Origin of the sequence: Microbulbifer jejuensis (genome assembly GCF_047289955.1) — a bacterium.
In the GTDB taxonomy this organism is placed as follows: Bacteria; Pseudomonadota; Gammaproteobacteria; order Pseudomonadales; family Cellvibrionaceae; genus Microbulbifer.
The window spans coordinates 50536-65656 of sequence record NZ_JBLBUB010000015.1; the positions used below are offsets into that span (position 1 = coordinate 50536).

A 15121-nucleotide genomic window follows, 5' to 3' on the forward strand; every position below is an offset into this window, starting at 1 on the left:
TGATGGTTTTGACGACAATGTTTTTCCTTTTTCACCTCAAGTGCGCTGTAAAGGATCACCCTGGCGAATACTGGTCTCACTACCTTGAGGGCTAATCTATCAATGCTCCCTACCATTCATCAAGCTTTGTTCACCTTCCTATCAGTTGATTTCTCTCTTTATAGTCGTCTTATTTTTGGCTTATGTTGACTTTTCAGTGCTTTTCCACTAGTTTCGCGACCACGATCAGAGGTGCCTTCTGCCTAAAGTTGGCTGGGAAGGTTAAACGGGAAGTCCGGAATTCCGGCGCTGCCCCCGCAACGGTGATCCGCTTGAACTATAAGCGGTAAGCCCGATACCGGCCTCTATTCGAACCACGATGGAGCGGAGGGCTGCCATCTTGCAATACGACCTACCACGCTTATGCGTGCCGCATTGCTATTCCTCCCTCGATCCCATGTGCTTTTGTCCTTAGGGGTTGAAACTTGAATAAATCTATATTGAGCTGGGCTGTATTGTCAGCCACCAGCGCACCAGTTTTTGGTAATTCCACCGATAGCGAATCATCCATTCCTGCCCTGGAAACCGTGGTCGTTGTGAGCTCTCGGCAAAGTGAGCCACTGCGCAGGGTTGCCACCTCGGTGACGGTGCTGGATGAACAACAGCTAAAAGCACGGGGATTGGCCTCCCTGGCTGATGTCTTGCGCAGCGTGCCGTCGGTTTCCGTTTCCAATAACGGCGGTATGGGCAAGACAACCTCCTTGCAGGTGAGGGGTGAGTCTGGCTTCAGAACCCTGGTACAGATTGATGGTATCGATATTTCCGATCCCTCTAATCCCCGAGGTGGCGCCCATATTGAACATATTATGAGCAGCAATTTGCAGCGTGTGGAGCTGCTGCGCGGCCCCCAGGGCATGCTTTATGGTGCGGATGCGGGTGGTGTACTGAATATCTCAACTCGTCGTGAAGATGACGGTCAGCAGTATGAGGTATCCGCAGAGGGCGGTAGCTATGATTCCCAGCGCTACAATGCCAGCGTTAGTGGCGGCACTGAAACACTGGATTACTTTGTTTCCGCTGCAAAGGTGGAGACTGAGGGCTTTAATACGAGCAGTTTCGATACCCTGCTAAGAGATGACGACGGATACGATAATGAGACCCTGCACGGTCGCCTTGGATGGAGCCTGTCGGAGCAGTGGCGGGCAGAGGTCGTGGTACGGGATACTGATGCCAGTGGAGATTATGATCGCTGTGGCTGGCCGACGCAGGATGACTGTACGTTTGATTTGAGCCAAGAGAGTGCTAGGGTGAGTTTGGCACACAAAGGTGAAAGTGGAAAGCAGGAGTTGTCCTATTCGCACTCTGACGTGAGTCGGACCTATATAACCCAAGGGCTGTCTTCTTACCATGCCGAAGGTGAAATTGAAAAATTGAACCTCAATGGGTCCTTCGAATTTTCTGGCGATCAAGCGGTAATTTACGGTCTGGAAAGTCGTGAAGATTCGGTAGCAGACCTGGACCGTGACCAATGGGCCGTCTATTCAGAATATCAGAGAAATTACACCGAGCAGGCTTTCTTTACGCTGGGCGTTCGGCATGACAACGGCTCAGATTTTGGCAGCCATAACAGTTTCCGGGCCAGCTCGGCTTACCTGTTTGAGCAGGTTGCAGGTGGTACAATAAAACTTAAGGCTAGCTATGGCACCGGCTTCCGTGCTCCTAGCTTGTCTGAAATTAATCATAACTTTGAATCTGCCTTGATAGCGCTGCCATCACTAACACCGGAAAAAAGCAGAGGCTTGGATATTGGTATTGAGTACTTCGACGAAGATGCCCTGCATCTTGAATTTGTACTGTTTAATCAAGTAATTGAAAATGAAATTGGCTGGGACGGGGATGTGTATGGTTACCTGCAAAGCCATGGAAAAAGCAAATCCCGTGGAGTTGAATTGATCACCGAAACCCAGTTGACTGACTCCCTGTTACTTTCTGCAAATTACACTTATACCGATACCGAAGAGGCGGATGACTCCCCTCGTCCGCGCCGCCCGGAACACCTGGCCAATCTTGGCTTTACCTACAAGCCGACCAGCACACTCAGTCTGGTGATGAATCTGCGCTCCAGTGCCGGTGCAATAGATACAGACGGTTCCTCCATGGAAGATTACCAAGTGTTGGATGCCAGTGTGCGTTACCAGTTGAATGACGTTACCACTGTATACATTCGTGGAGAAAATCTTACCGATGAAGACTACGAGGAAGTGCCTGGGTATAACACAGCAGGGCCTGCCGGTTATGCCGGTGTGGAATTCAGTTTCTAATATGGCTTCTTAAATAGTTTTTCGAACTGAGGTGACCATGTCGGAAGATCAGCAGAAAAAAAATGCCAAGCACAAGCAGGCAATGCAAAAACACAAAGCAAAGATCGATGCAAATATCGCAGCGGCCGATATCCAGCGTGGTGTTGCTGTATTGCTCACTGGCAATGGCAAGGGAAAATCCAGCTCGGCTTTCGGCATGGTCATACGGGCATTGGGTTACGGCCAGAAAGTGGGTGTAGTGCAATTTATTAAAGGCGCACAGCAGTCTGGGGAAGAGCTCTTTCTCAAAAACCACTGCCCGCAAGTAACCCTCTACCAAATGGGCACCGGCTTTACCTGGAATACCCAGGATCGAACCAGCGATATAGCCGCAGCGAAAAGAACCTGGGCAGAGGCAGAGAAAATGCTCACCGATGCCAGCTATGAGCTGGTGGTGTTGGACGAATTGACTTATATGCTCGCATACAAATACCTGGATGAATCACAGGTATTGGAGATGCTGGTTCAGCGTCCGCCAGAGCAGAGTGTAGTAGTGACCGGCCGCGGTGGTGGTAGTGCGCTGCAAAAGCTTATGGATACTGTGTCTGAAGTAAAAGATATCAAGCATGCATTTAAAGCGGGGATCAAAGCCAGGAAAGGGGTTGATTACTAAAGTCTGTTAACACATATAAGTTGTACTCATTATGTCCGTTTTGATGGTCCAGGGCACCACTTCCGATGCTGGCAAAAGTACTTTAGTGGCGGCGCTTGCGCGCTATTTCGCCCGGCGCGGTGTCCGTGTTGCTCCGTTCAAACCGCAAAATATGGCACTTAACAGTGCCGTAACTACGGATGCTGGTGAAATAGGACGGGCGCAGGCGCTACAGGCGCAGGCGTGCGGAATAGAACCACACAGTGATATGAACCCTGTGCTTCTCAAGCCTGCATCAGATACCGGTGCCCAGGTTATTATCCAGGGCAGGGTACTGGGGAATATGCAGGCCCTGGATTACCACCATTACAAATCCACCGCACACAATGCTGTACTGGATTCCTTTGAACGACTCAAAAATCAATATGAGTTGGTGCTTGTCGAGGGTGCCGGTAGCCCGGCAGAAATCAACCTAAGGGAAAACGATATTGCCAATATGGGTTTTGCCGAAGCAGTGGATTGCCCGGTGGTATTGATTGCCGATATTGATCGCGGTGGGGTTTTCGCCCACTTGGTGGGTACCCTCGAATTATTGTCCCCCTCAGAGCGCGAGCGCGTAGTGGGTTTTGTGATCAACCGGTTCCGCGGCGACCTGCAATTGTTACAGCCAGGGCTTGACTGGCTGGAAGAGTACACCGGCAAACCGGTACTCGGTGTATTGCCCTATCTCCACGACCTGTACCTGGATGCGGAAGATGCTATTAGTGCCCAGCAGGTCCGCGCTGATGCCAAATTGAAAGTGGTGGTACCTATATTACCGCGCATTAGCAACCATACAGATTTTGATGCACTGAGATTGCATCCAGATATCGATCTGCAATTTTTGAGCGTTCGTGATTCAATCCCCTCTTGTGATTGGATCATTCTACCCGGAAGTAAAAATGTACGGGCTGATCTTGCCTATCTAAAGGAAAATGACTGGCCCACACAACTGGATCGACACTTGCGTTACGGTGGAAAACTCATAGGTATTTGTGGCGGCTTGCAGATGCTGGGAAAAGAGGTGCAGGACCCAGAGGGAATAGAAGATACCCCTGGTAGCGAACAAGGTCTTGGATACCTGAATTACACAACCAGGCTGCAGCCAGTTAAAGCGCTGGAAAATGTTTCCGGGTTTCTATCTTTGAAAAACCAGGAAAAAGAAAAGATGGATATCCCCATACAAGGCTACGAGATTCACTGCGGAATTACAGAGGGGCCAGCCTTGGAAACTCCTGCGTTATACCTTGATGAAGAAGATGGAAACCTCAGACCAGATGGTGCCATCAGTGCCGATGGGCAGGTGCTCGCTACTTATATACATGGACTTTTTGATTCGCCACAAGCCCAAAATGCACTACTTGCCTGGGGCGGCCTAAAAGGTGGCTCATCGCTGGATCTGAATGCCCACCGCCAGAAACAGTTGGACAGGCTGGCGGACTCAATTGCCGAACATATGCAGGGCACTTGGCTCAAGCAATTTGAAAGGGCTCAGAATACAACTGCGCTACGAGAAGAAAGCCAGTGACTATTGCCCGCATCAGAGCTTTAAATCTTGCTTGGTGGCTACTACCGGCAGTATTTGCGTCGAGTTTCGTCACTGCAGTGGCGGTAGGTGCAGTGTACCTCTCGCCATCGCAGGTATTCGTTGCGCTGAGTGGGCAGGGCGAAGGGGGACTGGCTCGAGATATCGTCCAGGCAATACGCCTGCCTCGAGCGATACTGGCCGCAGCGGTTGGAGCGGTGCTCGCAATCTGTGGCGCCATGTTGCAGGGGTTGTTTCGCAACCCGCTCGCAGATCCATCATTAATTGGCGTGACCGCTGGTGCCTCGTTCGGTGCTTGCCTGGCTATTCTGCTTGGCGCGGAAGTGGCGGGTGCCTTTGGAAGTTTGCCGATGGTATCGATTGCCGCGTTTTGCGGCGGCCTGACTGCGGTGGCATTGGTTTATAAGGTGGCAAAAGGTATCAATGGGACTTCCGTGGCTACCATGCTGCTGATGGGTATTGCCGTTACTGCCTTTTCTGCGAGCTTGGTCGGATTGATGGAGTATTTTGCCGATAATGAAATGCTTCGCCGTATCAGCCTGTGGCGGATGGGCGGGTTGGATGCGGCGAGCTATCCCCGCGCTTTTCTGATTTTGGCGGTGCTGTGTGGTTTGCTTGTTACCATGTCCCGATTCGGGTCTTCGCTTAATGTTCTTCTGCTGGGGGAGTCCCAAGCACGACATCTCGGTGTTGATGTAGAGCGGGTAAAAACTACCTTGATTGTGTTTGTTGCTGCAGGGGTGGGGACTTCGGTCGCAGTGGCTGGCAGTATCGCCTTTGTCGGTTTAGTGGTGCCGCATATGGTGCGTTTATGGGTAGGGCCGGATCACCGCCAGCTGCTGCCCCTATCAGCACTGGCCGGGGCAATCCTATTACTACTCTCTGATACCCTCGCGCGCACGATTATTGCTCCAGTTGAGATACCGGTAGGGTTGATTACCGCACTGGTCGGGGTGCCATTTTTCATTTCTTTGTTGCGCAAAAGCAGAGGATCCCTCTAGTGGCTCTATTATACGCGGAGGGAGTCTCTGTAAGCGTGGACAATCGGCCGCTGCTCACCGAGGTACACTTTGAAGTTGATGTCGGCGAACTGGTTTGTGTGATTGGCCCCAATGGCGCTGGGAAGTCGACGCTGTTGCGCGCACTTTGTGGCGAAGCCGCGATGGAGAATGGGCGGGTTCATTTTAAAGGGGAGTCTCTCCCCAGTTTGCCTGCCCGCAATCGAGCCAGGCAATTGGCCGTTCTGCCGCAAAACAATCCGCTTTCATTTGCCTTTACCGGGCTGGAACTGGTGGCCCTGAGTCGAACACCGCACGCCACAGGAACAGAGCGAGATAGGGCAATCTGTTTGGAAGCTATGGCGGCTCTAGACGTTAGCCACTTATCCGAGCGTCTCTATCCCACACTATCGGGCGGTGAACAGCAGCGATTGCAGCTGGCACGGGTAATGGCCCAAATCTGGCGTGCTGAAGACGGAGGCGATCGTTTGCTTTTGTTAGATGAGCCGGCCACCAGCCTCGATATCGCACATCAGTATGGAATGATGAGGGCTGTGCGGGATTTTGCACGGAGCGGCGTGGCTGTTGTAATGACGGTTCACGATCTCGCTCATGCCAGTGGTTACAGCGATCGGATTCTCGCCCTAAAGCAAGGGCGCAGCATGGCTTACGGAAGCGCTGAAAGCGTCCTGACCACAGAAAATATGCAGCAGCTTTATGGGTACAGTGTCTCGGTGATACCACATCCGGTGACCGGTAAATCTCTGGTAGTGGCTGATGTATAGCAATAGTGAGGTGCACTTGATACTGGGTGGTGCCCGCAGTGGTAAAAGCCGATTGGCGCAGCAGCGCGCTGAACACTGGCTGCAAAACAATAACGCCGGCGGGCTTGCCTATTTGGCAACTGCCACTGCGGGGGATGAGGAAATGTTTTCCCGTATCGCTCGCCATCAGGGAGATCGGGATCAACGCTGGCAGACTATAGAAGAGCCCATCGCACTGGCAGAGGCTTTAGACGCAGCTCCACATTCCCACTGCGTTTTGGTGGATTGCCTGACCCTGTGGCTCAGTAACTGCATCCATCAGGGGGTATGGGAGCGCGAGCGTGACGCATTGCTACAGTGCGTTGACCTAAGGCGTAATGATCCGAAAAACAGCGTTAGCCCCTGGATTTTGTTAGCAATGAAGTTGGATCTGGGGTAGTGCCTCTTGGACAGCTATCTCGGGAGTTTGTAGACGCTGCCGGGTGGTTGCACCAGGTGTTGGCAGAAAGGGCAGACAGCGTAACCCTGGCCATTGCCGGCTTACCGCTAACCGTCAAATAAATTGAGCGTGAGAGGCCTAAGGCTATGACGGATGAATTGAACTGGCTCTATGAGCCAGCTCCAACACCGGACCAATCTGCTCGAAATGCCGCTACAGCTCGACAGAAACGATTAATAAAGCCGGAAGGCGCGCTCGGCCGGCTGGAAAGTCTCGCCATAGACTTCGCTGGGTTCCAGGGCAGAGAGCAGCCTCAGCTTGAACGCTTGTCTGTGCGAGTTTTCGGAGCCGATCACGGTATCGCTGCCCACGGGACTTCGCGATTTCCCCAAGCTGTAACCTCGGTAATGCTCAATATTTTTTGTGAGGGTGGGGCGGCTATTAATGTGTTGAGCCGCGAGCAGAATGCCGATTTTGCCGCAATCAACCTGGGCTGTGTGGTGCCTGCCGGGCACCCAGGCCTGGTAGATGAAGTCATAGCCCCTTCAACGGCAGATTTTTCCCAAGGTATTGCCGCCATGACTTATACACAGCTGGCATGCGCACTTAATGCTGGGCGTCGACAGTCCACCGATAGTGATTGTTTTATCGGCGGTGATATGGGCATCGGTAACACCACCTCCGCGGCTGCTATCTTTGCAGCCCTGTTCGATTTAAAAGTGGCCGATATTACGGGTCGTGGAACCGGCGTTGGTGATGCGGTACTCGCCCGCAAGGTTGAGCTGATTGAATCGGCGCTGGAGCAGCACTATGCAGCGTTCGACTCTCCAATAGACATTTTGCGCATTCTCGGCGGCTTTGAAATTGCGGCATTGGCCGGAGCTTTTATTGCCAGTGCACAGCGGTGCACTCCGGTATTGGTCGATGGATTTATGGCGACTGCTGCAGCCGCCATCGCCGGGGCTATCAACCTCTCAGTAAAACCCTGGTTACTTTATGCCCATTTGTCTGAGGAATCCGGGCACAAATTGGCTCTGGAGTGTATGGGCGTTACTCCCATACTTAGCTTGAATATGCGGTTGGGGGAGGGCACTGGCGCTGTATTGGCCGTGAGTATTATCAAGCAGGCGATTAACTTACATAACAAAATGTTCACCTTCAGTGAAGCAGGTGTACCGGTTGCGGATTGACCTGTTGCGTCACGGTGCCTGTTCTGGTGGCAGCATTTTTCGTGGGCAGATTGACGCCCCCTTGACTGATGAAGGTTGGAAACAGATGTCCCGTGGGCTTGAGGCGCTAGCCGGTCCATGGGATCGAATTGTCACCTCTCCACTGCATCGCTGCCAGGCTTTTGCTACTCAACTCGGCCTCGATAAGAAATTACCAGTGAGTTCTTCTGCAGGCATCCGCGAAATCGGTTTTGGTGAGTGGGAAGGGCAACCGGTCAATAAAATCTGGACCGAGCAACAAGCGCTGTGTGATCTTTGGAGCCGCGAACCCGATAAACACTCGCCGCCAAGCGGCGAGCCCTTTACCTCTTTTCGCTCCAGGGTGTTACTCACAATGAGGGATTTATCCGTCCGCTACAAGGGAAAGTCCCTGTTGTTAATAACCCATGGTGGTGTGATTAAGTTAATGCTGACCATTGCCAATGGTTGGTCACCCAGCCAGATGATCTCGCTGCAGGTTGGCTATGGATTTGCCGCATCGATGGAATACGATTGCACTAGCGAAACTTTTGCAATTCCCTACCCAGAGCAGAGTACCTATGTTTATCGTCCGTAAGTTCTCCGGTCTTACCCAGGCGTTTCTGTATGCGCTGGTCTTTCTTACCCGGTTGCCAGTGGCGGGGCTGCTACACCGTGTAGACAAGGAGACGGTGGAACGGTCGATTTACTTTTACCCTTTGATTGGGGTTGTGATCGGGCTGCTGTTATCTGCAGCTGTGTACCTTCTGGATCCACTGGGAACCCATCTGCAGGCAGCGATATTGTTGGGGTTCTGGATCATATTGACAGGTGCCTTACACCTCGATGGCCTTGCTGACTGTGCCGATGCCTATTTTGCCGGGCATCAGTGTGCCGACCCTGAAGATCGACGTATCCGAACTCTCACTGTGATGCACGACCCTCATTGCGGCTCAGTCGCGGTGGTCGCCCTTGTCGTATTCTTGCTGATTAAATTCGCAGCGATTGCAACGCTGCTTGGGCAGACGCTGCCGGCGGCAAAAGGTGTCTGGATATACCTGCCTCTGATGCTATCGCCCATGCTGGCCAGGGCGGCAGCGCTATCTCTCATGAGTATTTCTGAATACGCGCGCATGGAAGGCTTTGTCCCGCCTTCAGGTTCAGGGCGAAGGTGGGAGTTATTGCCACTGGTTGTTATCGTGTCAGTTGCCGGCCTCATAGTAACGCCCGTGCCAATCGCAATAGGGATGGCCTGTGTTTTACCCAGTTTAATTTTGTTTTGGCGTCACTTATGGGAAAAAACGATTGGTGGCTACACCGGTGACTGTCTCGGGGGTCTGATTGAAATTATTGAGCTTGCAGTATTGATCCTATGGGTAGCCCTGATCACGATTTGAAATCCAAGTGTCAAAAATTAGTAAATTAAGAAATAGCAGAGTTAAATGATGTCCCGGAGTACTATCGCAACCTGCATTACTACTTTGAGCCTGTTATGGGCAGGGCTTTGCTGGGCTGGTGAACCCGTGCGTGTGCAAGATGCCCGGGGCCACTGGATTGAACTGCCCGCACCGGCAGAGCGTATCGTCGCTTTGGCCCCGCATATCGTGGAGAACTTCTACAGTGCGGGAGCGGGAGATAGGCTGGTTGCCGCGGTTAGCTACAGCGATTACCCAGAGCAGGCGAGAAAATTGCCGAAGATTGGCAACTACAAAGCACTGAGTTATGAATCCTTGTTGGCCCTTAAACCGGATCTGATAGTCGCCTGGGGATCGGGAAATGGCGACGAAATGATACAAAAACTGGAGGATTTCGGGTTTACGGTATTCGTTAACGAGTCCCACACGCTCGAAGATATTGCGCTGAGTGTAAGGTTATTTGGTGAACTTGCCGGTACTGGTAACAATTCAAACCGTGCCGCAACCGAGTGGCTTAAACGGCTTGCCAAGCTAAAGCACAACAACAAAAAGCTAACGCCTATAAGTGTCTTCTACCAGGTATGGAATGATCCGCTGCAAACACTCAATGGTGAACACTTGATCAGCGATGTGATTGAGTCCTGTGGTGGCCGCAATGCATTCGCTGATGCGATAGTTCTGGCCCCAAAGATTAGTATCGAATCTGTTCTTAACCGGAATCCTGAGGTGATTATATCCAGTGGTATGGGCGAAAGCCGGCCAGATTGGCTGGATGCTTGGGAAGCCTATCCGACACTTAGTGCAGTGAAAAATGACAACCTCTATTTTGTGCCCCCGGATATCATCCAGAGACATACTTTTCGTGTGTTGGATGGTATGGGGATGATATGTAGCAACTTGCGCAAAGCGCGGGCGAAGGCTAGCACTGGTTTGACTGATGGGAGGGCAAGGTAGTCTGTTCCCTACGAAGAGTAGTAGCCAGAAGTTCGCCCAAGAGAGCACGTCGGGAATGATTTCCGAGCTGTTATTCATCAGCAAGTCAAAGATGTGGTGGGATTCGTGTTCATTCGTACCGATTACCCTGGCGTGAATGGCCGTGCGAAAGTTTTGGACCTGAACCAGCGCCTGTACGGGTGCAAGAGCGGGCAGGTCTCGCCACACAACCTACCGCCGGCGGTAAAGCGGCCACACTTCACGGTATTCTATCCACCGAAATTTTCACAGACGGGCTGGTAACGGCTGCCGCCGCCGTCAGTCCTCGTTCTACGCCCCCCGGGGGGGGAGGGGCGCATCTGTGGCTTTGATAAAATCCATCAAGCTCGCAGAAACTCAGTAGTATCAACCCCCGCTGCCGGTAGCGTTTTTTTTCTGTATATAAAAGGGGAACCAGCGGGCTCGGTGACTAGGGAATGCGATTTCTTTCTCTACTCTGTTCACTCACCAAAAAGAGATCAGAAGTAATGAATAAAAAAATCACGCTGGGTCATTTTGACATATCTACAGCGCTGGCCGCTGCCATCGGGTTGTATGCACTTGCGGCGCTGGAATCGAACGCGGCAACCTCCTCGGGCGCACTGTCTCCGGTCACGCCAAAAGATGTCGTTTACCAGATCATTACCGACCGTTTTGTGGACGGCGATACCTCCAACAATATTCCCGCTGGGTCAAGCACCAGCCTGTTCGACGACCCGGACCAGGACGGGCTCGGCAATGGGGACGACCTGAAGCTGTACCAGGGCGGAGACTGGCAGGGTATTGTCGATAAAATTTCCTACCTGAAGGACATGGGTATTACGGCGGTGTGGATTTCCGCCCCCTATGCGAACCGCGATACGCCAATTTACGACTACAAGGAGAGCGGTGGCTACGATCTCTGGACAAGCTTCCACGGCTACCATGTGCGCAACTATTTCGCCACCAACAAGCACTTTGGCCTGATGCAGGAGTTTGAGGCGATGAGGGACGCGCTGCACGCCAACGGCATAAAACTCATTATCGACTTCGTATCAAACCATACGAGTCGTGGCAGAAATCCGACAAGTGGAAACGCTCAGGAGGACGGAAATCTCTACGAGCCGGACAAGGACAGCAATGGCAACTATGTGTTCGACTCGAATGGCAATCCCGTCGACCACAACTCAGACGGCAACTTCGAAAACCTGCTCGCCGATCCCAACTATGACATCAACGGCTGGTTCCACAATCTCGGCGACCGCGGTTCCGACGACACCCAATTCGGATTTCGATTCAAGGACCTTGGCTCATTGTCCGACTTCTCCACCGAGAACGCGGCCGTCGTAGCGCATCTCGAAGAAGCGGCAAAGTTCTGGAAGTCCAAGGGTGTGGACGGCTTCCGCCACGACGCCACACTACACATGGGCCCTTCGTTCGCCAAGGGGTTCAAGGACGCCATCGACTCCGCCGATGGCGGGCCGCTGACCCATTTTGGGGAGTTCTTCATTGGCCGCCCAGACCCCAAGTACGATGAGTACCAATCTTTTCCCGATCGGACCGGTATCAACAACCTTGACTTCGAGTATTTCCGCGCATCCACCAACACCTTCGGCAACTTCTCCGAGACGATGAGTGCGTTCGGCCAGATGATGACTGCGACCAGCGCCGATTACGAGTATGAGAGCCAGGCGGTCACCTTCCTCGACAACCACGACGTCACTCGCTTTCGCTACATTCAGCCGAACAACAAACCCTATCACGCGGCCCTGGCCACGCTACTCACCGCGCGCGGTACGCCGAACATCTACTACGGGACCGAGCAGTACCTGACCGCCGCTGACGCCAGCGATATTTCCGGTCGGGTTTTCATGGAAAGAGAAGCCCCTTTCGATCAGGCGACAACGGCTTACAAGACGATCCAGTCGCTCTCCACCCTGCGCCAGCAGAATGAGGCCATCGCCTACGGTGAAACCGCCATACTTTACAGCACAAACGATGTGCTGGTATTCAAGCGACAGTTTTATAACAAACAGGTGGTAGTCGCGGTAAACCGCCAACCGGACCAGTCGTTTTCAGTCCCGGCGATCAACACGACCCTGCCGGCAGGCAGTTACGGCGATGTGCTGAGCGGTCTGCTGTTCGGGGACACAGTGACGGTTGGCAACGGGCAGTTAGCGCCCTTCACACTGGAGGGGGGCGAAGTCAGTGTCTGGTCTTACAACCCCGACCTGGGCACCGATATTCCCCGTTTGGGCGATGTGATGTCCACCATGGGGCGCGCCGGGAATACCATTTACCTTTACGGCACGGGTCTCGGTGGTGCCGTCACGGTCAAATTCGATAGCACGGCTGCGACCATCGTCGCCAACAGTAATACCATGATTAAAGCCGTCGTGCCCAGCGTGAGTGCAGGTGTAAAGCAGATTACGGTCACAAAAGGCGGCAAGGTCAGCAACCAGTTTCGCTATGAAGTGCTGTCGGATGACCAGAATCAGATTATCTTCAAAGTCAACACAAGCACCAGCTTGGGGGAGAATGTCTATATCGTCGGAGACATACCCGAACTTGGCAACTGGGATACGTCCAAGGCAGTTGGCCCCTTTCACAACCCGAACTATCCTGAGTGGTTTCTGCCGGTCTCCCTGCCGAAGCACACCACGGTGCAGTTTAAGTTCATCAAAAAGGACGACAACGGTAACTTAACCTGGGAGGGGGGCAGTAACCGTTCGATTATCTCGTCTTCCACCCCGACCGGAACTTTGGAGACGAGTGTATTCACCTGGCAGTGAATACCCGGTCCCGGAAGGTTGCAGCCGGACCATAAAAGTCGGCCGGGGGCGAAGGGTGTCCCAAGGCCGTTTACAGCAGTCGCGGGGCACCTTTCCTCCCGTTTTGGTAATCGATTGCATCCTCCCCATTTGGTACATTGACGTCAGTGAATAAAGCAGCATTTAATATGAGTAACATTCTCCAGCTTGCCGTACGCACACTAATCTCGGCTACGCTCGCCATCTCAATGGCAACCAGTGCCAGCCAGGGCGAAGAATTCGTTCCGCAATGGACCAAAGAGGTCGTCTGGTACCAGATTTTCCCGGAGCGCTTCCGCAATGGTGATACCGCCAACGACCCAGGAGTGGGGGACATACTCGGCGCAGATCCCCAGGAAGCGCCTAAAAAATGGCAGGTCCACCCCTGGGGCAGTGACTGGTATAAGTTGCAGACCTACGAAAAAGCCAATGGTGAGCCGGAATTGTGGAAACACCTGTTGCGGCGTCGCTATGGGGGCGACCTGCAGGGCGTTATCGATAAACTTGATTATCTGGAAGGGCTCGGCATCAGCGCCATCTACCTCAATCCGGTATTCGATGCCCCGTCCCTGCACAAATACGACGGGGCCAGCTACCACCATATCGACCCCACTTTCGGCCCTGACCCCGAAGGCGATCGCAAATTGATGGCCACGGAAGACCCTCTGGATCCATCGACCTGGGTCTGGACCAGCGCCGATGAGCTGGCATTGAACCTGATTGATGAGGCGCACAAACGGGACATCCGAATTATATTCGATGGCGTTTTCAACCACATGGGTGTCAACAGTTTCGCATTTCAACACCTGCGGCAACACCAGCAGGCGTCCCCCTACAAGGACTGGTTTATCGTCGAATCTTACCGGGACGATAAAACCGGTAGCGAATTCAAGTATTCCGGCTGGTTCGGCGTGGAGTCACTGCCGGAATTCCGGGAGGATGAACAGGGGCTGGTCAAAGGCCCGAGAGACTATGTATTCGCCGCTACCGAGCGCTGGATGAACCCGAAAGGTAAAGGCATAGAACACGGAATCGATGGCTGGCGGCTGGACGTGGCATTCGAGGTCCATCACAATTTCTGGAAGGCGTGGCGCGGCCATGTCAAATCGATCAATTCCGAGGCCTACCTGACGGCCGAAATTGTCGATGTACCGGAAAAGGTAAAGCCTTATTTTCAGGGTGACGAATTCGATGGTGAGATGAACTACAACTTTGCCTTCACCGCGGCAGAATTCTTTTTCAACCCACCGGGCATGAATATCAGTGTCAGTGCATTTGACCGCAAACTGGCCGATCTCAGGGACCTTTACCCACAGGGCGTCGCCTATGTGGTGCAAAACCTGTTTGGCAGCCACGACTCCAACCGCATCGGTTCACATATCGTGAACCGCGGTATCGGCAATTTCCGGGATTGGGGCAACTACTTCAATAGATCACAGGTTACCAACAACGCCGACTATGCCGTCAGGAAGCCCAACGAGCACGAAATTCAGCTGCAAAAGCTTTTCGCCATCTTCCAGATGACGTATGTGGGTGCCCCGATGATCTACTACGGCGATGAAGTGGGCATGTGGGGCGCAAACGATCCGGATACACGCAAGCCGATGATCTGGCCGGACATTGAGTATGAGGATGAAGTCTACCTGCCCGATGGCAGCAAGCGTTCCCCCGACCCGGTTGGCGTCAATACAGATCTGTTAAGACACTATCGCAACCTGATTCATATCCGCAACCGGAATCCGGCATTGCAACTGGGCGATTTCCAATCGGTGTTAATTGACGATAAGCGCCGGCTTTACGGCTATCACCGGGTGTATCGCAACAACCAGGTGTTGGTCATACTGAACAACGCTTCTCAGGCAAACACTATTTCAGCGGAGATACTCGGCGACTCAACCTGGATCAATGTGCTGAACCGCCAAAAAGACACTTTCGACCAGCGACGCGGCAAGATAGTGATACCCCCGCTTGACGGTCTGATTCTGGTACGGCAGTAAGGCATAGGCCCTAATTATTATCTGCGGCGCGGCTGCACAAATAC

13 protein-coding genes, 1 pseudogene and 1 riboswitch are annotated in these 15121 nt (G+C 52.9%); of the genes and pseudogenes, 13 read left to right on the forward strand and 1 reads right to left on the reverse strand.

All coding sequences use genetic code 11. The annotated features are described in order from the left end of the window. Positions 1-212: 212 nt before the first annotated feature. Positions 213-360, forward strand: a riboswitch (cobalamin riboswitch). A gap of 104 nt (positions 361-464) precedes the next feature. From ACL7TT_RS11260 to ACL7TT_RS11310, 11 genes are all read left to right on the forward strand, one after another. Then, positions 465-2300 (forward strand): TonB-dependent receptor plug domain-containing protein, encoded by a 1836-nt coding sequence (locus ACL7TT_RS11260; protein WP_413395484.1) that lies wholly within the window; start codon positions 465-467, stop codon positions 2298-2300. Between the two features lie 37 nt (positions 2301-2337). After that, the gene (gene cobO / locus ACL7TT_RS11265; RefSeq protein ID WP_413395486.1) at positions 2338-2952 is read left to right on the forward strand and encodes a cob(I)yrinic acid a,c-diamide adenosyltransferase; all 615 of its coding nucleotides are present in this window, start codon (positions 2338-2340) and stop codon (positions 2950-2952) included. A gap of 31 nt (positions 2953-2983) precedes the next feature. Then, positions 2984-4498 carry a cobyric acid synthase gene (locus ACL7TT_RS11270; protein ID WP_413395488.1) on the forward strand — a complete coding sequence of 505 codons (1515 nt, stop codon included), beginning with the start codon at positions 2984-2986 and terminating at the stop codon, positions 4496-4498. Beyond that, positions 4495-5517, forward strand: a complete 1023-nt coding sequence (locus ACL7TT_RS11275) for a FecCD family ABC transporter permease (protein WP_413395490.1) — start codon at positions 4495-4497, stop codon at positions 5515-5517. Before ACL7TT_RS11270 ends, ACL7TT_RS11275 begins: the two co-directional genes overlap by 4 nt. Continuing rightward, positions 5517-6299 (forward strand): heme ABC transporter ATP-binding protein, encoded by a 783-nt coding sequence (locus ACL7TT_RS11280; RefSeq protein ID WP_413395492.1) that lies wholly within the window; start codon positions 5517-5519, stop codon positions 6297-6299. The genes ACL7TT_RS11275 and ACL7TT_RS11280 overlap by 1 nt, the downstream gene beginning before the upstream one ends. Beyond that, positions 6292-6717 carry a bifunctional adenosylcobinamide kinase/adenosylcobinamide-phosphate guanylyltransferase gene (locus ACL7TT_RS11285; protein WP_413395494.1) on the forward strand — a complete coding sequence of 142 codons (426 nt, stop codon included), beginning with the start codon at positions 6292-6294 and terminating at the stop codon, positions 6715-6717. Before ACL7TT_RS11280 ends, ACL7TT_RS11285 begins: the two co-directional genes overlap by 8 nt. Then, positions 6717-6839: a bifunctional adenosylcobinamide kinase/adenosylcobinamide-phosphate guanylyltransferase gene (locus ACL7TT_RS11290; protein ID WP_413395496.1), complete on the forward strand. Its 123-nt coding sequence runs from the start codon at positions 6717-6719 to the stop codon at positions 6837-6839. The genes ACL7TT_RS11285 and ACL7TT_RS11290 overlap by 1 nt, the downstream gene beginning before the upstream one ends. Before the next feature lie 24 nt (positions 6840-6863). Continuing rightward, complete coding sequence (gene cobT, locus ACL7TT_RS11295; protein WP_413395498.1) at positions 6864-7907, forward strand: nicotinate-nucleotide--dimethylbenzimidazole phosphoribosyltransferase; 1044 nt, start codon at positions 6864-6866, stop codon at positions 7905-7907. Further along, positions 7897-8502: a histidine phosphatase family protein gene (locus ACL7TT_RS11300; RefSeq protein WP_413395499.1), complete on the forward strand. Its 606-nt coding sequence runs from the start codon at positions 7897-7899 to the stop codon at positions 8500-8502. The genes cobT and ACL7TT_RS11300 overlap by 11 nt, the downstream gene beginning before the upstream one ends. Next, a complete protein-coding gene (cobS, locus tag ACL7TT_RS11305; protein ID WP_413395500.1) occupies positions 8411-9301 on the forward strand; it encodes an adenosylcobinamide-GDP ribazoletransferase in 891 nt (296 codons plus the stop codon). The genes ACL7TT_RS11300 and cobS overlap by 92 nt, the downstream gene beginning before the upstream one ends. A gap of 126 nt (positions 9302-9427) precedes the next feature. After that, entirely contained in the window at positions 9428-10273 is an 846-nt protein-coding gene (locus ACL7TT_RS11310) for a cobalamin-binding protein (RefSeq protein ID WP_413395501.1), read from the forward strand. Between the two features lie 35 nt (positions 10274-10308). Here ACL7TT_RS11310 and ACL7TT_RS11315 read toward each other — a convergent pair. After that, a pseudogene (locus tag ACL7TT_RS11315) lies at positions 10309-10414 on the reverse strand (Tn3 family transposase); the annotation flags it as partial. A 365-nt stretch (positions 10415-10779) separates the two neighbouring features. On the opposite strand from ACL7TT_RS11315, the gene ACL7TT_RS11320 reads away from it, so the two are divergent. After that, a complete protein-coding gene (locus ACL7TT_RS11320) occupies positions 10780-13062 on the forward strand; it encodes an alpha-amylase family glycosyl hydrolase (RefSeq protein WP_413395502.1) in 2283 nt (760 codons plus the stop codon). 167 nt (positions 13063-13229) lie between these two features. Beyond that, positions 13230-15077 carry a glycoside hydrolase family 13 protein gene (locus ACL7TT_RS11325; protein WP_413395504.1) on the forward strand — a complete coding sequence of 616 codons (1848 nt, stop codon included), beginning with the start codon at positions 13230-13232 and terminating at the stop codon, positions 15075-15077. The last annotated feature ends 44 nt before the right edge of the window (positions 15078-15121 follow it).